This is a genomic window from Mesorhizobium sp. LMG17149 (genome assembly GCF_024518695.1).
Classification (GTDB): Bacteria; Pseudomonadota; Alphaproteobacteria; order Rhizobiales; family Rhizobiaceae; genus Mesorhizobium.
The window spans coordinates 211,850-232,659 of record NZ_JANIFL010000012.1 but is presented as its reverse complement, the minus strand read 5'-3'; the positions used below and the strand labels follow the sequence as shown (position 1 = coordinate 232,659).

Sequence of the window (20,810 nt, the reverse complement as noted above, 5' to 3'; positions counted from 1 at the left end):
GCGGCCGCGCCGGAGTGCCAGTCCTCCCAAGGACCCAACGTCCGGGCCGTGTTTCCAGCGATGGGAGCGCGGCCCTTGTCGTAAGAGACTGCGCTTTGGTGGACCGTGCCTTCCTGGGCAGGGATGCTATCTTGCCGGTGTCGCGTCTCCGCCAGTGCACCATGATCGAAATCGTCAAACCCGCGCTCGAACATCTGCCGTCCTACAAGGCGGCGCTCGAACGCGGCTGGTCGCCGGACAATGTGCGGCTGATGGAGGCGACGCGCGAGCAACTCGCGGCCATCGAAAAGGATCCCGTGGCCTTTCTTGCCGACCTCGACGATCCCCAGGCCAAGGGTGGCGCGATCAGTTTGCCAGACGGCAAAAAGGTGCCGCGCCTACCGGGCTTCCGCCGCTGGATCTGGGACGGCGAGGCGTCGGGCTCGATCGGCTTTCGCTGGCAGAAGGGCACGGCGGAATTGCCGAAGCATGTGCTCGGTCATATCGGCTATGCGGTGGTGCCGTGGAAGCGACGGCGTGGCTACGCCACCGAGGCGCTGCGGCTGATGCTGGAGGAGGCGAGGGCGGTCGGCCTGGCTCACGTCGAGATCACCGCCAAGCCGGGCAATCCGGCCTCGCACAAGGTGATCCTGGCCAATGGCGGCAAGCTCGTCGAACGCTTCTTCGAGGATGCTGCCTACGGCGGGGCGGAAAGTTTGCGGTTCAGGATCGAGTTGTAGGGGCGCGGGGCGCCGCGGCCGGAGGGGTGGTTAGTTCTGCAGCATTAGTAATTGTAGGTCTGCACATGCGCCGTCATCGGAGTCCGTCCGCCAATAGCGGCCATCACGTCGAGTAAATCCGATACAATACCATGGCGATGAGCATCACCACGAGCGCGATGAAAATGCGTTCCACCCACCGCATCAGCTTCGACTTCGAGGGGTTGCCCGATATCGCGTTTCCCAATATGTCCCCAAGAAAATGAAGCAAATTGTCCATCGCGTGGTTGGCCTCCGATTTTATACATTTTGCCGTCAGTGATTGTACTGGATCAACCACTTTAACGTTAGCATGTCTGCGAAAAGTCAAAGCAGAAATATGCTCGTTTTACGTCGCCCAGTGCCGGTGGTTCTGCAGCGCTGCGACTCTCTAAGGTCACTGCACGGAACCCATAAGGCTGCGCCGCGTCGCTCCTTGCCTCACCCATGTTCGTCAGCGCACAGCGCGTGGTCGGACAGCGCGCGGATGACGTAGCAGTCGCCGACCGTCTTGCCGTCGCAGCAAGAAGCGATGCGCTCGAGTTCGGCTTCAAGCCGCTTCAGCTGAGTGATCTTCTCCCGCACCGAGATCAATTGTTCTTCGGCGATCCGGTCGGCGTGGCCGCAGGGCTGCTCGGGGTGGCTGCTCAATTCGATCAGCGAGCGGATGTCGTCGACGGCGAAGCCGAGGTCGCGGGCGTGGCGGATGAAGGCCAACCGCTCCAGCTCCTGCCTGGAATAGCGGCGCTGGTTGCCTTCCGAACGCTCGGGTGCGGCAACAAGGCCCATCTGCTCGTAATAGCGGATGGTCGGCACCTTGACCCCGGTGCGGCGCGAGAGATCACCGATGGAAAACATGAATTTGCCTCTTGAAGCTCTAGTCACTAGAGCAATTACAATGCCTGACATCAGCATTCAAGACCATACGGCGACGCCGCGCGGGCAAGACAGGCAGGTGATGTGATGACGACGCTCCTCAAGCAGGAAACAATCAGGCAGACACGGTTCAAGATCGGCGGCATGGACTGCGCCTCCTGCGCGGCCAAGATCGATACGGCGGTGCGTCGCCTCGACGGCGTCGCCGATGTCTCGGTTTCGGTGACCGGCGCCAGCATGACGGTCAGCCACGGCGGCGCGCTGCCGGAAGACAAGGTGCTGCAACAGGTGGCAAGGCTCGGCTATGGCATCGTCAAGGCCGAGGCGCAGGTATCGCCGATCTCAGACAGGGCGCACGCCGATCACGTCCCCAATGACCATGAAGGCCACGATCATGGCCATGCCGAGCCGGGGCAGGCGTGGTGGCGTTCCCGCCGGGCGGTGTTGACGCTGGCCTGCGCGGCAGCGCTTCTCGCCGCCTATGGCATCGGCCATCTGTTCCCAGTGGCGGAGCGCTGGGTCTTCCTTGCCGCCCTGCTGGTCGGCCTGGTGCCGATCGGGCGGCGCGCGCTGATGGCGGCATTGGCCGGCACACCGTTTTCGATCGAGATGCTGATGACCATCGCGGCGATAGGCGCCGTGATGATAGGCGCCACGGAAGAGGCAGCCGCCGTGGTGGTGCTGTTCCTGATTGGCGAACTTCTGGAAGGTGTCGCCGCCGGCCGCGCGCGAGCGAGCATCCAGGGGCTTGCCGATCTGGTGCCGAAGACGGCACTGGTCGAGCGGGCGGGCGGCACATCGGAAGTTCCTGCCGAACGGCTCGGCGTCGGCGACATCATCCTGGTGCGGCCGGGCGACCGCATCCCGGCCGATGGCGAGATCATCGAGGGATCGAGCGATATCGACGAGGCGCCGGTGACCGGCGAGAGCACGCCCAAGCGCAAGGGCGTCGCGGACGCCGTCTTTGCCGGCACCATTAGCACAGACGGCGTGCTCAGGGTTCGCGTGACGGCTGCCGCGTCCGACAACACCATCGCCCGAATCGTGCGGCTTGTGGAGGAGGCGCAGGAAGCCAAGGCACCGACCGAACGCTTCATCGACCGCTTCTCGCGCACCTACACCCCGGCGGTGCTGGCGGTCGGCGCGCTGGTTGCACTGTTGCCGCCGCTGCTCATTGGCGGCGACTGGAACGAATGGATCTACAAGGGCCTGGCGATCCTGCTGATCGGTTGCCCCTGCGCGCTCGTCATCTCGACGCCGGCGGCGATAGCCGCAGGTCTTGCGACCGGCGCCCGGCGCGGACTGCTGATGAAAGGGGGTGCGGTGTTGGAAGGGTTTCGCCGGGTCACGGCGGTGGCCTTCGACAAGACGGGCACGCTGACCGCGGGCAGGCCCGTGGTGACCGACATCATGGCCTATGGCCGCGATGAACGCACCGTGCTGGCGCTTGCGGCAGCGCTCGAGCAAGGCTCCAGCCATCCATTGGCCATGGCGATCCTGGACCGGGCCAAGGCCGACAAGGCGCCGGTGTCGCCGGCTCTCGCGGCGAAGGCGATCTCGGGCAAAGGTGTCAAGGGCAGCGTCGGTGGCGTCGCCGTCTTCCTCGGCTCCGGTCCGGCGGCGGGCGAACGCGCCGACATGACGCAAGTGCAGCGCCTCGCCGTCGACAGCCTCAACGGGCAGGGCAAGACCGTGTCAGTGCTGGTCGCCGACGGCGTGGTGGCAGGGCTGATCGCCATGCGCGACGAGCCGCGACCGGATGCGGCGGCCGGCATTGCGGCGCTGAAGGCCGAGGGCATCCGCACGATCATGCTGACCGGCGACAATCGCCGCACGGCCGAAGCCATCGCCGCTTCGCTCGGCATCGAGGCTCGGGCGGAGCTGTTGCCTCAGGACAAGCAGCGCATCATCGGTGAATTGCAGCGCGAAGGGCTGAAGATCGCCAAGGTCGGTGACGGCATCAACGATGCGCCGGCGCTCGCCGCCGCCGACATCGGCATCGCCATGGGCGGCGGCACCGATGTGGCGCTGGAGACCGCCGACGCGGCAATCCTGCATGGCCGCGTCATGGACGTCGTGCGGATGGTAAGACTGTCGCGGGCGGTGATGGCCAATATCGGCCAGAACATCAGCGTAGCGCTCGGGCTGAAGGCGGTGTTCCTGGTCACCACCATTCTAGGCATTACCGGCCTATGGCCGGCGATCCTGGCCGACACCGGCGCCACGGTGCTGGTCACCGCCAACGCCATGCGCCTGCTGCGCTGGCGCGGGTGAAGTGGTCTATTCCGCCGGAGCCGTCAGCGGCGGCGTGGCGTTGCTGCGTCCTTCCCAGACATAGGATGCCAGCGCCACCGCGACGGCGACCAGCATGGCGATGGCGCCCAGCAGCGGCAGGCTGCGGTAGCCATAGCCGCTGTTCAGCATCGCGGCGCCCAACGACGCGGCCAGCGCGATGCCGACATTGAAGCCGGACGGAATGAGCGACGAAGCGAGGTTCGAGGCGTCCGCCGTCCAGGCCAGGATGCGGGTCTGGATCGGCGTGCCGATGGCGAAGTTGAGACCGCCCCAGACGACGATCGCCACAACCATCGGCAGGGGATAGGGGCTGACGGCGTAGATGACGGCCAGCGTCACCGCCTGCAGGGCCAGCATGGTGATCAATGACGGCATCAGCTTCCAGTCGGAGAGCTTGCCGCCGAGGAAGACTCCCAGGGTGGCGCCGACGCCGTTGAGCAGCAGCACCCACGGCACCAGGTTCTCGTCGAGCCCGGTGACCTCCAGCAGTGTCGGGGTGATGTAGGTGAACAGGCCGAACTGGCCGATCATCAGCATCAGCATCAGGATCAGCGAAGTCCAGACCTGCTGGCGGGCCAGCACACGGACCTCGCGGGCGAAACCGGCAGGCTTGGCCGATGAGCCGGTGGTGCGCGGCAACAGGGCTGCCATGGCAAGCGTTGCCGCCACGCCGAGCGCGCACATCACCCAGAAGGTGGCGCGCCAGCCCCAGATGTTGCCGATCGCGGTGCCGGCCGGCACGCCGATGACGTTGGAGACGGTGAGGCCGGACAGGATGACGGCGACAGCCATGCCGCGCTGGTCCTCGCGCACGAGACCCACGGCGACGACCATGGCGACGCCGAAATAGGCGCCATGCGCGACCGCCACGGCAATGCGCAACAGTAGCATCGAGGTGAAGTCGGGCGCCAGCGCGCAAGCCGCCTGGCCTATGGTGAAGGCGATGGCGAGGCCGAGCAGCAGGCTCTTGCGCGACAGCGACTTGGTGGCGAGCGCCAGCAGTGGACCGCCGATGGCGATGCCGCAGGCATAGCCGGAGACGAGATAGCCGGCCGAGGGAACCGAGACGCCGAGCCCCTCCGCCACTTGCGGCAGCACGCCGGCAATGACGAATTCAGTGGTGCCGAAAGCAAAGGCGGCAATGAACAGGGCGATGAGCGGAAGCGACATGGGGAAGCCTTAGCTGGAATGGCCTCAAACCACGGATGGGCTTTGCGGGCAATCCAGAAATTTTTGTCGCCGGTTTAGGTTTTCTTCAGTGGGGGCGCGAGGCGATGAAGCGCCAATCTCCCCACGAGGGGGAGATCGGCTGTTTCTCAGCTCGCCTTCAACCTGGATCCAGTCAGCAGACCGCGCTCTTCGAGCACCGGATAGGCCATCGAGGCCAGCAGCGAATTGATCTGCTTCAGGTCGCGGATGGTGTCGAGATGGATCGAGCTGGTCTCGACGCTCTTGGCAGTGCCGTCGCGCAGGCGCACGAAATGGCTGGCGCTGGTTTCTTTCTCGCGGTCGCGAAGCCGGTCTTTTTCCAGCACCAACTGGCGGGCGGTCTCGGGATCGCGCGACACCAGAACGTTGAAGGCAAGCCGCGCATTGGCCAGCACCGAGCTATGGAAGGCGCACAGCTCGGCCCAACCCTCGTCGGTGAATTCCAGTCCGCGCTCGAACTTCTTTTTCACATGCACCAGCATGTTGCGCACGATGATGTCGCCGACCTGCTCCAGCTTGACGCAGGCGCCGATCAGCTCCTGGCAGCGCAGCGCCTCGTCCTCGGTCAGCGCGTTCCTGGTCAACTTGGCGAGGTAGAGCTTGATCGCAGCGTGCTTGCGGTCGACGCGGTCGTCGAGTGCGGCCAGCGCTTTAATCTTGTCGGCGTCGGCGCTTTCATAGAGTTCGATGATGCGCTTGAGCATGATCTCGATCGTCTCGCAGACCCGCACCACCTCGCGGGTGGCATTGGCAAGCGCCTGGCTCGGCACGTCGAGCGCGCTTTCGTTGAGCGCGGACAGCTCGACGACGTCAAGCGAGGCGGCTGGCACGGGCTTGGTGCCAAGTGCGACGATCTTCTCCGAAGCGCGGTAGACAAACCCTGCCAGCGGCAGGCCGGCGAGCAGGATCAGCACATTGAACAGGATGTGGGCATTGACGATCTGGTCCGCCGCCGTCGAACCGAGAAAGGCGAAGTGCGGCCTGAAGATCATGACCAGGATCAGCATGACAAGCGAACCAAGCCCGCGCATCAGGAGGTTGCCGATAGGCACGACGCGCACCTCGGGGCTCGACGAGCGGGTCAGCATCGGCGCGATGATCGAGGAGCCGAGATTGACGCCGAGGATAAGAACAACGCCGAGTTCAGGCGTGATCAGGCCGCGGCCCGCCAGCGTCGCCATCAACAGCACCGCCGCGATGCTCGACTGGAACAGCCAGGTGATCAGCGCCGCCAGCAGATAGGCGGTGATGGAATCGGTCGAGAAGTAGTTGATGATGACCGGCATGAGCTGGCTGTTGCGCAGCGGCTCAGACGCCTGTCCGATCATCTCCAGCGACAGGATCAAAAGGCCGATGCCGACCAGAATGCGGCCGGTCTGGCGCCAGTCGCGCCGCTCGGTGGCCATGAACATGACCGTGCCGGTGATCAGGCACAGCGGCACCAGCAAGGTGAGGTCGAAGGTCAGCAGCTTGACCACCAGCGCAGAGCCGATCTCGGCGCCGCGCACTGCCAATTGGCCCGCGGCGCCCGAGACGATGCCAGAGCCGGCGAAGGAGCCGACCAGCAGCGTGACGGCGGTGGAGCTTTGCAGGGCGATGGCAAGGCCGGTGCCGGCCAGCACCGCCATGATCGGATTGCGCATGGTGGCGCGCAGGCGATGGCGCAGCACGTCGCCATAGGCGCGTTCGACGCCGGTCTTCACCATGCGGGTGGCAAACAGCATCAGCGCCACGGCGCCGGCCAGATGCAGAAGGACGACGGACCCGCTCATTTCGTCCCCCGCATGCAAACAGGATGCGCGTCCTGTTTGGCGTGGCGATCAGAAGGGAAAACGAGGGTACGAATCATGTTCATGGCGGTGGCTTATAATAGCTCGAATATTTTAGCCGGATAATAAAATCTTGTCGATTTCAAGGGCCGTTGCAGCGCGACGGGCGGTGTCGGAAAATGGACGGACGCGCAAATGGTTGCATTGCGGGGCGGGCGCGAAGCAACGGATAGGCCGAGTTAGCAGCGCGACAGACTCCTGACCTTTGCGATTATGTTCAGCTCTATCGGGTAAATCAAGGAATTCATTACGCAATTGTAATGCAGGCGTTCAGTTTCGGTTCATCGGTGGCCCGCTATTCCTCTGGCATCGACAACCAAGGAGACTTCTCTTGAAACGCATTGTCCTTTCCGCACTCGCTTTCTCGATGCTGGCCGCTACGTCGCTCACCGGCCAAGCCGCACCGCTGAACGCACCGAACGCTCCGCAGTCGAACTACAGCCAGGTCGACTGGCAAAAGCCCAACAACAGGGATGTCAAGAAGCGCTTCATCCAGAAGCGCGTCATCCATAAGAAGGTCATCGTAAAGCGCAACAACTGGCGCAACGGCCACAAATATTCAGGCTGGAGACAGCACCAGCCGATCCGCGACTACGGCCGCTACGGCCTGCATCGTCCCGGCCGCGGCCAGGAATGGATCCGCGTCGGCAACGACTATGTGTTGGTCGGTGTGCTCTCCGGCGTCATTTTCGGCGCGCTTGCCGCGCACTGATCGCTCCCCAGGCGGATATTGGAAAGAGGCGGCCCGCAACGGCCGCCTCTTTTGCCTGTGGAAACCGGGTATGGCCCGCATTAAGGGTCGTCGGATTTCGCGGGTATGATTATATAATCGGGAAACGAGTTCCCCGATGCGCTTTCCACCCGCCTTCCTCGACGAGATACGCGACCGCGTGCCGATTTCATCGGTGATCGGCCAGCGCGTTGCGTGGGACAGGAAGAAAACCAACGCGCCGCGCGGCGACTATTGGGCGTGCTGCCCGTTTCATGGCGAGAAGAGCCCGTCCTTCCACTGCGAGGACAAAAAGGGCCGCTACCACTGTTTCGGCTGTTCGGTTTCGGGCGATCATTTCAAGTTCCTCACCGAACTCGACGGGATGAGCTTTCCCGAAGCGGTCGAAAAGATCGCCGACATGGCCGGTGTGCCGATGCCGGTTCGCGATGCGCAGGAGGAGCGGCGCGAAAAGGAACGCGCCAGCCTGACAGACGTCATGGAGATGGCCACCACCTTCTTCCAGGAACGGCTGCAGGGGCCGGAAGGCGCCAAGGCGCGTGCCTATCTGCGCGACCGTGGACTGACGCCGGCGACGCAGCAATCGTTCCGGCTCGGTTTTGCGCCCGACAGCCGCAATGCGCTGAAGGAGCATCTCGCCGCCAAGGGCGTGCCCAAGGCCGACATTGAGGCTTGTGGACTGGTGCGCCACGGTGACGACATCCCGGTTTCCTATGACTGGTTCCGTGACCGCATCATGTTCCCGATTCCGGATTCCCGGGGCAAGATCATCGCCTTCGGCGGCCGTGCTTTGCAGCCGGACGCGCTGGCCAAATACATGAACTCGCCTGACACCGAGCTCTTCCACAAGGGCAACGTACTCTATAATTTCGCCCGCGCCCGCAAGGCCTTGGCCAAGGGCGGCACGGTCATCGCCGTCGAAGGCTATATGGACGTGATCGCGCTGGCGCAGGCCGGCTTCGAGAATGTCGTGGCGCCGCTCGGCACCGCGCTTACCGAGAACCAGCTCGAACTGCTCTGGCGCATGGCGCCGGAGCCGATGCTGTGCTTCGACGGCGACAAGGCCGGGCTTAAGGCAGCGTGGCGGGCCGCCGATATGGCGCTGCCATCTGTGCAGGCCGGCCGTTCGGCGCGCTTCGCGCTGCTGCCGGAAGGCAAGGATCCCGACGATCTGGTCAAGGCCGAAGGACCGGATGCGTTTCGTCGCGTGCTGGCCGAGGCGCGGCCGCTGGTCGACCTTTTGTGGATGCGTGAGACGGCGGGCGGCGTCTTCGATACGCCGGAGCGGCGGGCCGAACTCGAGAAGACGCTGCGCGAACTGACCAGCCGCATCCGCGACGAAAGCCTGCGCTACCACTACCAGCAGGAGATGCGGGAGCGTGTGCTGAGCTTCTTCGGCTCGCAGCGCAGTGGGCGTCAAGGTCGGCAGGACTGGAAACAGGGCCAGGGCAAGACGGCCGCGCCCGGCGGGCAGTTCGCCAAAGGCGGTGGCGGCCGCATTGCGATCACCGAAAGCCTCGGCCAGTCGGCTTTGGTCAAACGCGGCGGCGAGGGGATGTCGGTGCGCGAGGCGACGATCATCGTCGCGTTGATCAACCATCCGGCGCTGATCGACGAGAATTTCGCCCATATCGAGTTCCTCGATCTCGCCAACTCCGACCTGAGGCGGCTGCATGCGGCAATCCTCGATGCAATGGCGCATGACATGGCCAATGACCGGCAGGCGGTGATTGCGATGATCGAACGCGCCGGCTGCGCCGAGATCTGGGAGCGGGCCGTCGGGCTGATCCGGCGGATGCGGCAATGGCCGGCGCTGGAGACCGCCGCCCTTGAAGATGCCCGCGATGCTTTCAGCCAGGCGCTGCACTTGCAGCGCAGCGCGCGCACCTTACATAAGGAACTGAAACAGGCGGAAGCGGCGCTCGCCACCGATCCCACAGACGAAAACTACCGGCATCTGATCGAAATTCAGGCGCAATTCCAGGATGTGCAGGCCACGGAAGCGCTGATCGAAGGGTTTGGCGTCTCCTCGGGCAGGGCTGGGCGAGCTTAGTTGGAAGCGAGTGAATTGAGAAAGCGTCGTTGCGCGTCCAAATGGCGCGTAACTGGCTAAGTCGGGTAATTGATTCGCTTTTTTCATGCGAATCATGCGAGAGGCGCTTGACCTTCTGGCAGATTGGCGGAATCAGGACGATTCGAAACGTTAACCCGAACCCGCGTCGACGGGAAATAAGCGATGTGAGGTACTGGTCACTGGACAGGCAGCCCGCCTGCCACAGATATCAGGGTTAATCTGGACTTAATGCATGTCGCCCAAAAGGGGAAACCGATTTGGGCAACGACATACACCAAACGAAACGAGTTGATGCAGTTACTGGCCCGGTGAAGCGCGTTTCATAAGCGAGCGCATCCGATTTGACTGGTCCGACAGCTTACGCGGCTTTGAAGTTCGGCCGCTAGGAGAAGATAAAGACTATGGCGACAAAGGAAAAGGAAGAGGTCGAAACCGAACGCGAAGGCGCCACCGATGGCCCTCTGCTCGACCTTTCCGATGATGCTGTCAAGAAGATGATCAAGGCCGCCAAGAAGCGCGGCTATGTCACCATGGACGAGCTGAATTCGGTGCTGCCCTCAGAGGAAGTGACCTCCGAGCAGATCGAGGACACGATGGCGATGCTGTCCGACATGGGCATCAACGTGGTCGAGGACGACGAGCAGGGCGAGGAGCCCGAGGCCGCCGACACCGCGGCCGATGCCGAGGAAGACGCCAACGAGTTGGCTGAGCAGACCGGCACCGCGGTCGCCGCCACCACCACCAAGAAAGAACCGACCGATCGCACCGACGATCCGGTGCGCATGTATCTGCGCGAGATGGGCTCGGTCGAGCTGTTGTCGCGCGAGGGCGAAATTGCCATCGCCAAGCGCATCGAGGCCGGCCGCGAGACGATGATCGCGGGTCTGTGCGAAAGCCCGCTGACCTTCCAGGCCATCATCATCTGGCGCGACGAACTCAACGAATCCAAGATCCTGCTGCGTGAGATCATCGATCTCGAAGCCACCTATGCCGGCCCCGAGGCCAAGCAGGCGCCGGTGGTCGAGCGCGTCGAGGAAGCCAAGGTCGAGGACAAGCCGCGCCGTTCGCGCGACGACGAAGACGACATCACCAATGTCGGCGCCGATACGCGTGGGCTGACGGATGACGACGACGAAGACGAGGACGAAGCGAGCCTGTCGCTGGCCGCGATGGAAGCGGAACTCCGCCCGCAGGTGATGGAGACGCTCGACGTTATCGCCGACACCTACAAAAAGCTGCGCAAGCTGCAGGACCAGCAGGTCGAGAACCGTCTGGCCGCCGCCGGCACGCTGTCGCCCAGCCAGGACCGCCGGCTGAAGGAGCTCAAGGACCAGCTGATCAAGGCGGTGAAGTCGCTGTCGCTCAACACGGCGCGCATCGAGGCGCTGGTCGAGCAGCTCTACGACATCAACAAGCGCCTGGTGCAGAACGAAGGCAAGCTGCTCAGGCTGGCCGAAAGCTACGGCGTGCGCCGCGAAGAGTTCCTGAAGGAATATCAGGGTTCCGAGCTCGACCCGAACTGGACGCGCTCGATCGGCAATCTGACCTCGCGCGGCTGGAAGGAATTCACCAAGAACGAGAAGGATGCGATCAAGGACCTGCGCGCCGAGATCCAGAACCTCGCCACCGAAACGGCGATCTCGATCCTGGAATTCCGCAAGATCGTCAATCAGGTGCAGAAGGGCGAGCGCGAAGCGGCGATCGCCAAGAAGGAAATGGTCGAGGCCAATCTGCGCCTCGTCATCTCCATCGCCAAGAAGTACACCAATCGCGGCCTGCAGTTCCTCGACCTGATCCAGGAAGGCAATATCGGCCTGATGAAGGCGGTCGACAAATTCGAATACCGCCGCGGCTACAAGTTCTCGACCTATGCGACGTGGTGGATCCGGCAGGCGATCACGCGTTCGATCGCCGATCAGGCGCGCACCATCCGTATTCCGGTGCATATGATCGAGACGATCAACAAGATCGTGCGCACCTCGCGCCAGATGCTGCACGAGATCGGCCGCGAACCGACGCCGGAAGAACTGGCCGAAAAGCTTGCCATGCCGCTCGAAAAGGTGCGCAAGGTCTTGAAGATCGCCAAAGAGCCGATCTCGCTCGAAACGCCGGTCGGCGACGAGGAGGATTCGCATCTGGGCGATTTCATCGAGGACAAGATGGCGATCCTGCCGATCGACGCGGCGATCCAGGCCAATCTGCGCGAGACCACCACGCGCGTGCTGGCCTCGCTGACGCCGCGCGAGGAGCGCGTGCTCAGAATGCGCTTCGGTATCGGCATGAACACCGACCACACGCTGGAAGAAGTCGGCCAGCAGTTCTCGGTCACCCGCGAGCGTATCCGCCAGATCGAAGCCAAGGCGCTGCGCAAGCTCAAGCACCCGAGCAGGTCGCGCAAGCTGCGCAGCTTCCTGGATAGCTGAGACTTACCGATGCAAAGAGTTCAAGGGCGCCGATGGCGCCCTTTTTTGTTGTGGGACGCACTCTTGCGGGCGAGGCCCTTCGGGAGGATAATTTCCGTGTCGGATGCATTTTCTGGGCGACAACCCGGATGCCCGCCCCGGCGAAGCCGCCGTGCTCCGTGGCCCCGGAGGGAGGTGTGCCATGACAAGCTACATCGTGCTGATGAACTGGACGGAGCAAGGTGCCAGGAACATACGCGAGTCACCGAAGCGGCTCGACGCCGCCAGGAGGCAACTGGGAGACATGGGCGGATCGTTCAAGACGTTCTACCTGACCATGGGCGAATACGATATGGTGGCGGTGGTCGAAGCGCCCGACGACGCGGTGCTGGCGCGCTTCTCGCTGATGCTGGCGGCAGCGGGCAATGTCAGGACGCGGACGCTGAAGGCCTTCCCCGAATTGGCCTACCGCGAGATCATCACCTCGCTCGGGTGAAGGAATCGGCAGGGTTTCTCGAAGTCGCTGGTTAGTGCCGGCCTGGTGGCGCTTTGCCGCAAGACGGGGCGCTTCGCCGTGATAGAATGCGGCCGGGGAGATCGCGATGAAGAAGGTTTCGATATTGGTCGCCAGCTTTGCCGCTTTGTCGTCGCTGCCGTTTTCCGCCGGCGCCAGTGCGCAAAAACCGGTCGGCATGGCCAATCCGGCATCCGTCCATTGTGGCGATATCGGCGGGCGCCTGGTGATCAGGAAGGACAAGGCCGGTAATGAATATGGATTCTGCGGCTTGCCCAATGGGCGCCTTTGCGAGGAGTGGGCGCTGTTTCGCGACAACAAGTGCGTCGGGCCGAAGGTGGCCATGCGCCGCAAGTGACACACCTGCCATCATAGGGTGAGATCATGTCCGAACCGCATTCCCATTCGCATCTGTGGCCCGGCGTGCCACTCGCGCTTGGCTCGGCCGTCCTGTTCGGGGCGACGCCACCGCTCAGCAAGCTGCTGCTCAATGGCGTCAATCCCTTCATGCTGGCCGGGCTGCTCTATCTCGGTGCCGGTCTTGGCCTCGCTCTGTACCGCCTGCTTCGGGGCAGGCAGGCCGCGGCCGGGGAGGCGCAACTGACCGCTGGGGATATTCCCTGGCTGGCGCTGGCGATCGGCATGGGCGGCGTTATCGCGCCGGTGCTGCTGATGTTCGGCTTGACCCTCAACACGGCTTCCAGTTCGGCGCTGCTGCTCAACCTGGAAGGGCTGGCGACGATGGCGATCGCCTGGCTCGTCTATCGCGAGAATGTCGACCGGCGCCTGCTTTTTGGCGCCTTCGCCATTCTGGCGGGTGCCATTCTTCTGTCGTGGCAAGGTGAGGGCGTCGCCTTCAACCGTGGCGCCCTGATGGTGGCGGGGGCCTGTCTGGCCTGGGGGATCGACAACAATTTCACGCGCAGGATCTCCGCCACCGACCCGGTGGTGATCGCCATGCTCAAAGGGCTGGTGGCGGGTGTCGTCAATGTCGGGCTGGCGCTTGCCGGCGGGGCCTTGTTTCCCCCGGCGTCGGTCATTGCAGCGACCGCCGCAGTCGGTTTCTTCGGCATTGGGGTCAGCCTGGTGATGTTCATCGTGGCGCTGCGTCATCTGGGCACCGCCCGGACAGGGGCCTATTACTCGCTCGCTCCCTTCATCGGCGCGTTGCTGGCAATCGCCATCCTGGGTGACGCCGTCACGCTCAAGCTTGCGGCCGCCGGAGTTCTGATGGGCGTTGGCCTATGGCTGCATCTGTCGGAACGCCATGAGCATGAGCACGACCATGAGGAACTGGAACACGAGCACAGCCATGTGCATGACGAGCACCACCAGCACCATCATGACGGGCCGGTGAGCGAGCCGCATTCGCACTGGCACCGGCATGCCCCGATGCGCCACCGGCATCCGCATTATCCCGACCTGCACCACAGGCATGGCCACGGATAGATGCTGACCGTCTGGTACAACACGCGCTGCCCGGTCTGCGATGCCGGTATCAGCAGGCAGAAGCGGCGGCTGATCGAGGAGGTCAAGGCCGGGCGGATCGAGTTCCGAGACATCAATCTTGAACCGGCAGCGCTTGCCGGACATGGCGCGTCGCTTGAGGACATCCGCCGCCGGCTGCACGCCACCGATGCGGCGGGCAGGCTGCTGGTCGGCGCCGACGTTGCCATCGCCGTGTGGAAGGTCACGCCGGGCGAAGGCTGGCTGGCGATGGTGTTCGGCAATCCGGTTGCCTTGCCGGTGACACGCTTTGCCTACGACCGCTTCGCCGATCTTCTCTATGCCTGGAACCGCCGCAAGGGTCGCTGGTAGCGGTTCGTCATTGATGACCGCAGGGCAAAAGGTCCGGAGGACATCTCCGGACCTTTTTCGTGCGCGCTATCGGCTGGCCGGCTTGCACAGCGCGCCGACGATGCGGCGCACTATCGGCAGCACCAGCAGCAGCGTCGGAAACGCCACCAACCACGACAGACCCCAGGCGGTCAGCCAGATGGACGGCAGCTCGGGGTGGAAGCCAAGGCTTTTCAACGTCGAGATCAACGAGACGATGAAGGTCATCAACAGCGACAGCACCAGCGGGCTGAGAACAGCGGCATAGCGCGCAGGCAGTTTCCTGCGCTGATATCTTGCATTCATTTCGGGTGTTCCCTGAAAGTGTCCGGTCCGTCGCATTGGCATCCATTCGCCGTGGCCGGCAAAATTGCCCGGAAGACCGGGTTGGATGCGTTGCTTGACGTCAGACGCTTACGGAGCAGCCGAGGCGCTCGCCGGCCTTCTAGCGGCACGTTCCGGTGAAAGCAAGCCTCTGGCGCCTCATTCAGATACATCGTAAGATATATCTTGACTCCATCGATTGGTTTGCCTAATTAAGATATATCGTAAGATACAACTCAAGGAGCAATCAATGCACAAACATTTTGGGAACAGTCATTTCGGCGAGCGCATGTTCGTGCACATGGCCGGCAAATTTGGTGGCAGAGGGGGCGGCGGTTTTGGCCCGTTCGGGCAGGGCGGTCGCGGTGGCGGGCGCGGCGGCCCGGGCGACATGTTCCGCGCCGGGCGCATGCTGGCCGACGGCGACCTCAAGCTGATCACGCTGTCGCTGCTGGCCGAGGCGCCGCGCCACGGCTACGACATCATCAAGGCCCTGGAAGAGCGCACCAGCGGCATCTACAGCCCGAGCCCGGGCGTGGTCTACCCGACGCTGACCTTCCTGGAAGAGGCCGGCTATGCCGCCTCCGCCGCCGACGGCAACAAGAAGGTGTTTTCGATCACCGAAGCTGGTCAGGCGCATCTCGCCGACAACCGGGAGATGATCGATGGCGTGCTCGACCATCTCGAGCGCTTCGGCCGCAAAATGGCCAAGGCGCGCGACTGGTTCGGCTGGAACGACGAGAGTGAAGAGGGCGGGCGTCGTGGCGGCCGGGGTAGCCGCGGGGATCGTTCGGAAGCGCGCGACGAATTCCGCGCAGTCCGCCACCGACTGCGCGCGGCTCTGGGTGACTTCGTCGACGCCCCGGCCGACAAGCAGGCCGAGGCGATCGCCATCCTCGAAGCCGCCGCCGAGGCGCTGGAAGCGCTGTCGCGCAAGTAAGCTCGTCCAGCCGACCGGACGCAGCCCTTGCCCGCTGGGCCAAGGACCGATAGTGAAATTCATCCCGCGTCACTCTACATGGTGCGGGATGAATGCTGTTGGAGGAAGCCCGATGTCTTTTCTGAAGCGTCTTTTCGGCGGTGGTGGCGGCGGGACCCAGGCGGCTGAGCCGACGAGTGCAGCGCCAGCCAAGCAGGTCGAGCACAAGGGCTTCCTGATCAGCGCCACGCCCTACAAGGCGGATGGCCAGTACCAGACGTGCGGCGTCGTCTCCAAGGAGATCGACGGTGTGGTGAAGGAACACAAATTCATCCGCGCAGACCGTTTCGCCGGGCTCGACGATGCCGTCGACATCTCGATCAAGAAGGGCATCCAACTGGTCGACGAGCAGGGCGACCGGATTTTTGGGTAGATCACCGCCAGCAGGGCACTGCCTAACCATGCGGGCCTTTGCACCACGATGGACCTCTCGGTCCGGGTTGACTGACCGCCGGCGAATCAACTCGTCCTGGCGGGATCGATCGTCATCAGGCGGGTCCTGGCCTCGATCAGATGCCTTCTCGCGGCCCTTATCCGGCCGCACAATGCCAGATTAAGAGCGACGCCGCCTTCCTCGTCGAGCAAGTCATTCGCGCGCTTCAGAGAGTGCTCAGCTCTCCTTATGCGCAGTCTGGCGTTGGCCGCTTCGATGCTGTGAATTTCAATCATTGTGCCGCGTCCTTTGCGGTTCCGGTCCCTTCACGGATTAAACCGCCGCTGATCATATTGGTTCCGGTGCTGTGACCATTCTGCGGCCGCCGCTATTTCGTTGTGGTGTTGAATTCACGGTTCGCCGCATAATCGATAACGAAGGTGCCCTCGGGAACGCGAACGCCCTGCTTCACATTTGATATAGTCACCGTTGTGGTAAGTCCCTTCTCGTCGGTGAGGCTCCATCTGCGCAGATCGAGCGATTTTCTGTCGAACACCATGGAGATGTTCGAATTGCCGAAAGCCGATCTGTCGGCCAGCTTGACGGTAACTTGGGCGCCGTCGTCTCTGATGCTCTTGAGGCGACTGCCGGAGAAGTCGACCTTGTTGTCGAGCAGCAGCTTCAGCGGCGTCTTCGAGAGAGCATAGAGCCGCGATGTCTTCAGTTTCCTGTTGTAAACCACCAGGGATTTACCATCCGCAATCACGCTGATCCCAGATTGGCCAGCATAATTGAACCGGATCTTGCCCGGGCGTTGGAGAAAAAACCTGCCATGTTTTCTTTCCGCCTTCGGGCCCGACTGCACGAAATCCCCTGACATGGATTTCACCGATGAGAAGTGATCGGCAATCGTCTTCGCATCGACCGGCGCGGCCGAAATAGCAATCGTGGACGCGATATTCACCGCGGCAGCGCCGACAGCGGCAAACAAGAAACCCGGCAGCTTTTTGATCCGATAGGCCATTCGACTACTCCTGGCAGTCGCGTGATCGAAGGAGATCACGCGTCTTGAGATCAGTAGCCGTCCGGGCACCGCGCGACGTAAACCCGGCCGTACCGATCGCGATATCTGCACTGGCCGGCTTCGCTGGCGTGGCCGATGACGGCCCCGGCTATCGCTCCCACCGCACCGCCAACGACCGCCCCTTCCACAGGGTCTCCGGCCACCGCGGCGCCTACGGCCGCGCCTCCCAAGCCGCCGACGGCGGCGCCTTGTTCGGTACGGGAGCACGCCGAAAGCGGAATGAGCAGGCTCAAAATGAGCAGCGTCTTTTTCATCGTTTCTCTCCTGAGGCTACTATTAGCTAAAGCTTAAATGCTTAAGAGAGCTTTTCGATCCATCGACCGTTGCCTGCCATTCAAGCCTGGCCGTGGCGGAGCCGCGCGCCTTCGGCTCAAATGGTACCCTCACTGGTGTGGATGGGTGCGCGAAGTCGTCGCTTGGTGCAAACGTTGGCCGTGGACTTCCGCACTCGCACAAGGGGAACGGATGAAACAGAGGACAGGATCCGCGGCGAACCGAACGGGCCAGGCTGATTGCGCGCCTGGCCAGCAAGGTTTGGAAGTCGACCCCAACTAAGCCGGCTGCAGTTCCCTGCGCGGCAGTGGCGGGAACGCGATGGCGATGCCGACCGCGCCGAGCCCGATAAGAGCAGAGCCGATGAACAGCCAGGAATAGTTGGCGTAGGCATCGAACACCATGCCGCCGGCAAGCGGTCCCAATGCCATGCCGAGGCTGGACAGCATGGTGGCGGCGCCGAACACGGTGCCGAGGATGCGCTGGCCGAAATATTCGCGCGCCAGCACCGCATAGAGCGGCATGACGCCGCCATAGGTGGCACCGAAGATAACGGCCAGCATGTAGAACTGCTCAAGCTGGCTGATCGACAGATAGGCGGCAATGACGATCGCCTGGATCGCCAGGCCCGCGATCAGCACCGGCTTGACGCCCAGCCGGTCGGCCAGCACGCCGTAGAAGAGCCGGCCGCCAAGGCCTGCCAGACCTTCGACACTGTAGATCGAGACCGCTGCCATGGGGGCGACGCCGCACAGCATGGCATAGCTGACCATATGGAAGATCGGTCCGGAATGCGCCGCGCAGCAGGCAAAGAAGGTCAGCCCGAGCACGATGAATTGCGGCGAGCGCAGCGCCTGGCTGACTGTCAGGCCGGCACCTTCGGCAACCGGCGCGGAGCCGGTGTCGACCAAGACGGGCTTTGGCGGCTGGCGCACCAGCAGCACCGCCGGCAACAGCAGCACCCAGGCGGTAATGCCGATGTCGAACATGGCGGTGCGCCAGTCATAGGCGGAGATCAACCAGCGGGCGAAGGGCGAGATCGTCATCGGCGCCACGCCCATGCCGGCCGAGACCAGTGAGACGGCAAGGCTGCGGTTGGTGTCGAACCAGCCTGTGGTCAGCGCGATCATCGGCGCAAAAAAGGCGCTTGCCGCGAGACCGACCAGGACGCCATAGGTGATCTGGAAGCTCAGCAGCGAACCGGCGCGGCTGGCCAGCACCAGCGCCAACCCGAGCAGCACCGCGCCGATCATCACGACGATGCGGGCGCCAAAACGGTCCGATATCGCGCCCCAGGCGAAGCCACCAAGGCCCATCACCAGGAAGTTGAGCGTCATGGCGCTGGAAATGCCGGCGCGCGACCAGTTGGTGTCGATCGCCATCGGCTCCAGGAATATCGCCAGCGAAAACATCGTCCCGATGGCGACACAGGACATCAGCGCGCCAGCGGCGACGATGACCCAACGATAGGAAAGGCTCATTCAAATCTCCCATGCCTAAAGGCAGCGCTGCGCGCTGCTTGCACCCGAAGGACGCCGGCACCGGGTTCGATCCTACAATCCGGTTGCATTTTTTATCCAGTTTGACGTGACGCCGTTTTCGGCAGCTCAGATCGGCAGTTCCGACGTGTATTTGATCGTCTGGCTGGGGACGTCGGTCTTGACGTTCTGCACGCCCTTGATGCGGCTCAGATGCTCCGACTGGAAGCGGCGGTAATCGTCGATGCCGGCCGCCACCACGCGCACCATGGCGTCGCAATCGCCGAGCATCAAATAGCACTCCATCACCTGCGGCAGCTTGGCGACTTCGGTGGCGAAATGCTCGATCGTGTCCTCGTCCTGCGTTTTCAGCCAGATGCGGGTGAAGAAGGTGAGGCCCTTGCCGATGCTGCCGGGGTTCAGCACTGCGACGTAGCGATCGATGATGCCGGCTTCCTCCAGCAGCTTCACGCGCCGCAGGCAAGGAGAGGGCGACAGGCCGACCTCTTTGGCCAGATCGTTGTTGGCCATGCGGCCGTCGCGCTGCAGCGCCCGCAGGATCCGCTTGTCGATCTCATCCAGCTTCATGGCTCTAGATTCCATCTATTTTGAAATTAATGGCACTCAATGCCGAACCTAGTTGAAGTACAACAATATTCGCAACCATATTGCGGAGAATTGTGGGTATGTTTGCCGCCAGTATCATGAGAGTTCAAACGCAGGGCAGCGGCGGCCGCGAGGCGCGCCAGTGGAGACACATGAGCATTTCACAGGCAATCGAGGCGGCGGGCAATGGTTCGCGATCCGAATTCCGCCGTGGCGTGGCGTCCTGCGCGCCGGTGCTGTTCGGCACCATACCCTATGCGCTGGTGCTCGGCGCCCAGGCCACGCAGAAAGGCTTGAGCGCTGTCGAACTGTCCGCGATGACAGGGCTGAATTTCGCCGGCGGTTCGGAATTCGCGGCGATCCAATTGTGGACGTCGCCGCCGCACATCGTGCTCATCGTCGCCATCACCTTCCTGGTCAACAGCCGTCACCTGCTGATGGGTGCGGCACTGGCGCCGTTCCTGCGCCACCTGCCACGGCGCAAGGTGTTTCCGGCGCTTTTCTTTATGTGCGATGAAAGCTGGGCACTGGGCCTGGCCGATGCCAGACAGCGCACCGCTGCCGGCGTCACGCCGGCCTTCAGCCCGCGCTACTATATGGGCGCGGCGCTGGCGATGTATCTCACCTGGGTGGTCTTCACCACGCTGGGTGCCTTGCTCGGTCCGATGCTCGGCGACGTCGGGGCCTATGGTTTCGACATGGCGTTCCCGGCTGTCTTCCTGGTGCTGATGCGCGGCATGTGGACGGGGATGGCGGCGGCGCGACCCTGGCTGGTCAGCCTGGTCGTGGCGGCACTGTTCTATCTCTTCGTTCCCGGCGCCTGGTATGTCGCCGCGGGCGCCATGTCGGGTCTGGTCGCGGCCTGGCTGATGGCGAGTGATGCATGATCGATGCAACGACCTTTTTCACCATCGTGCTGATGGCCGGCGTCACTTATCTCACGCGCATCGGCGGCTATGTCGTGCTGCGCAACCGTACGCTCAGCGGGCGTGCCACGGCGGTGATGGAAGCGGCGCCCGGTTGCGTGCTGATTGCGGTCATCGCACCGGCCTTCGTGTCGAAGTCCCCGGCGGATATTCTGGCGCTGGCTGTTACGCTGGTGGCCGCCACGCGGCTTTCCATGCTGCCGACTGTGCTGATCGGAGTCGCTTCGGCGGGGTTGCTCAGGCATTTCATCGGCTAGAAAGGCAG

At 63.3% G+C, this 20,810-nt stretch carries 22 protein-coding genes; 13 read left to right on the top strand and 9 right to left on the bottom strand.

All coding sequences use genetic code 11. The annotated features are described in order from the left end of the window. Window positions 1-161: 161 nt before the first annotated feature. Window positions 162-719: a GNAT family N-acetyltransferase gene (locus NP945_RS26395; protein ID WP_256747992.1), complete on the top strand. Its 558-nt coding sequence runs from the start codon at window positions 162-164 to the stop codon at window positions 717-719. A gap of 44 nt (window positions 720-763) precedes the next feature. Here NP945_RS26395 and NP945_RS26390 read toward each other — a convergent pair whose 3' ends face one another. After that, window positions 764-1,006, bottom strand: coding sequence for a hypothetical protein (locus tag NP945_RS26390; protein WP_164898572.1), 243 nt, complete (start codon window positions 1,004-1,006; stop codon window positions 764-766). Window positions 1,007-1,178: 172 nt separating this feature from the next. Continuing rightward, window positions 1,179-1,595 (bottom strand): helix-turn-helix domain-containing protein, encoded by a 417-nt coding sequence (locus NP945_RS26385; protein ID WP_128308050.1) that lies wholly within the window; start codon window positions 1,593-1,595, stop codon window positions 1,179-1,181. A gap of 105 nt (window positions 1,596-1,700) precedes the next feature. Here NP945_RS26385 and NP945_RS26380 point away from each other — a divergent pair, with 105 nt between their 5' ends. Then, entirely contained in the window at window positions 1,701-3,887 is a 2,187-nt protein-coding gene (locus NP945_RS26380; protein ID WP_256747979.1) for a heavy metal translocating P-type ATPase, read from the top strand. 6 nt (window positions 3,888-3,893) lie between these two features. Here the strand turns inward: NP945_RS26380 and NP945_RS26375 are convergent, their stop codons facing one another. Beyond that, the gene (locus NP945_RS26375) at window positions 3,894-5,078 is read right to left on the bottom strand and encodes an MFS transporter (protein WP_256747978.1); all 1,185 of its coding nucleotides are present in this window, start codon (window positions 5,076-5,078) and stop codon (window positions 3,894-3,896) included. Between the two features lie 146 nt (window positions 5,079-5,224). After that, the gene (locus tag NP945_RS26370; RefSeq protein ID WP_127322913.1) at window positions 5,225-6,889 is read right to left on the bottom strand and encodes a Na/Pi cotransporter family protein; all 1,665 of its coding nucleotides are present in this window, start codon (window positions 6,887-6,889) and stop codon (window positions 5,225-5,227) included. Between the two features lie 388 nt (window positions 6,890-7,277). On the opposite strand from NP945_RS26370, the gene NP945_RS26365 reads away from it, so the two are divergent. From NP945_RS26365 to NP945_RS26335, 7 genes are all read left to right on the top strand, one after another. Next, entirely contained in the window at window positions 7,278-7,658 is a 381-nt protein-coding gene (locus NP945_RS26365) for an RcnB family protein (RefSeq protein ID WP_256747977.1), read from the top strand. A gap of 136 nt (window positions 7,659-7,794) precedes the next feature. Then, window positions 7,795-9,729 (top strand): DNA primase, encoded by a 1,935-nt coding sequence (gene dnaG, locus NP945_RS26360; protein ID WP_128288903.1) that lies wholly within the window; start codon window positions 7,795-7,797, stop codon window positions 9,727-9,729. A gap of 422 nt (window positions 9,730-10,151) precedes the next feature. Further along, window positions 10,152-12,173 carry an RNA polymerase sigma factor RpoD gene (rpoD, locus tag NP945_RS26355; protein ID WP_013530149.1) on the top strand — a complete coding sequence of 674 codons (2,022 nt, stop codon included), beginning with the start codon at window positions 10,152-10,154 and terminating at the stop codon, window positions 12,171-12,173. 181 nt (window positions 12,174-12,354) lie between these two features. Further along, window positions 12,355-12,648 carry a GYD domain-containing protein gene (locus NP945_RS26350; RefSeq protein ID WP_127396265.1) on the top strand — a complete coding sequence of 98 codons (294 nt, stop codon included), beginning with the start codon at window positions 12,355-12,357 and terminating at the stop codon, window positions 12,646-12,648. 106 nt (window positions 12,649-12,754) lie between these two features. Further along, complete coding sequence (locus tag NP945_RS26345) at window positions 12,755-13,024, top strand: DUF333 domain-containing protein (RefSeq protein ID WP_127326289.1); 270 nt, start codon at window positions 12,755-12,757, stop codon at window positions 13,022-13,024. A 26-nt stretch (window positions 13,025-13,050) separates the two neighbouring features. Beyond that, entirely contained in the window at window positions 13,051-14,115 is a 1,065-nt protein-coding gene (locus tag NP945_RS26340) for a DMT family transporter (protein WP_256747976.1), read from the top strand. Then, a complete protein-coding gene (locus tag NP945_RS26335; protein ID WP_256747975.1) occupies window positions 14,116-14,484 on the top strand; it encodes a thiol-disulfide oxidoreductase DCC family protein in 369 nt (122 codons plus the stop codon). A 66-nt stretch (window positions 14,485-14,550) separates the two neighbouring features. Here the strand turns inward: NP945_RS26335 and NP945_RS26330 are convergent, their stop codons facing one another. Then, window positions 14,551-14,808 (bottom strand): DUF2798 domain-containing protein, encoded by a 258-nt coding sequence (locus NP945_RS26330; RefSeq protein WP_256747974.1) that lies wholly within the window; start codon window positions 14,806-14,808, stop codon window positions 14,551-14,553. Between the two features lie 268 nt (window positions 14,809-15,076). On the opposite strand from NP945_RS26330, the gene NP945_RS26325 reads away from it, so the two are divergent. Together NP945_RS26325 and NP945_RS26320 are read left to right on the top strand one after the other, a co-directional pair. Beyond that, entirely contained in the window at window positions 15,077-15,766 is a 690-nt protein-coding gene (locus tag NP945_RS26325) for a PadR family transcriptional regulator (protein WP_256747973.1), read from the top strand. A 112-nt stretch (window positions 15,767-15,878) separates the two neighbouring features. Beyond that, complete coding sequence (locus NP945_RS26320) at window positions 15,879-16,178, top strand: HlyU family transcriptional regulator (protein WP_127326294.1); 300 nt, start codon at window positions 15,879-15,881, stop codon at window positions 16,176-16,178. A gap of 388 nt (window positions 16,179-16,566) precedes the next feature. Here the strand turns inward: NP945_RS26320 and NP945_RS26315 are convergent, their stop codons facing one another. From NP945_RS26315 to NP945_RS26300, 4 genes are all read right to left on the bottom strand, one after another. Continuing rightward, entirely contained in the window at window positions 16,567-17,202 is a 636-nt protein-coding gene (locus tag NP945_RS26315) for an outer-membrane lipoprotein carrier protein LolA (protein ID WP_256747972.1), read from the bottom strand. 50 nt (window positions 17,203-17,252) lie between these two features. After that, on the bottom strand, window positions 17,253-17,516 hold the full coding sequence (locus NP945_RS26310; protein WP_127268100.1) for a YMGG-like glycine zipper-containing protein: 264 nt from the start codon (window positions 17,514-17,516) through the stop codon (window positions 17,253-17,255). A 297-nt stretch (window positions 17,517-17,813) separates the two neighbouring features. Next, window positions 17,814-19,016 (bottom strand): MFS transporter, encoded by a 1,203-nt coding sequence (locus NP945_RS26305; protein ID WP_256747971.1) that lies wholly within the window; start codon window positions 19,014-19,016, stop codon window positions 17,814-17,816. Between the two features lie 126 nt (window positions 19,017-19,142). Then, window positions 19,143-19,601, bottom strand: coding sequence for an Lrp/AsnC family transcriptional regulator (locus tag NP945_RS26300; RefSeq protein ID WP_127268102.1), 459 nt, complete (start codon window positions 19,599-19,601; stop codon window positions 19,143-19,145). Window positions 19,602-19,771: 170 nt separating this feature from the next. On the opposite strand from NP945_RS26300, the gene NP945_RS26295 reads away from it, so the two are divergent. Together NP945_RS26295 and NP945_RS26290 are read left to right on the top strand one after the other, a co-directional pair. Then, window positions 19,772-20,506, top strand: coding sequence for an AzlC family ABC transporter permease (locus tag NP945_RS26295; protein WP_256747970.1), 735 nt, complete (start codon window positions 19,772-19,774; stop codon window positions 20,504-20,506). Beyond that, entirely contained in the window at window positions 20,503-20,802 is a 300-nt protein-coding gene (locus NP945_RS26290; RefSeq protein WP_127326299.1) for an AzlD family protein, read from the top strand. The genes NP945_RS26295 and NP945_RS26290 overlap by 4 nt, the downstream gene beginning before the upstream one ends. The last annotated feature ends 8 nt before the right edge of the window (window positions 20,803-20,810 follow it).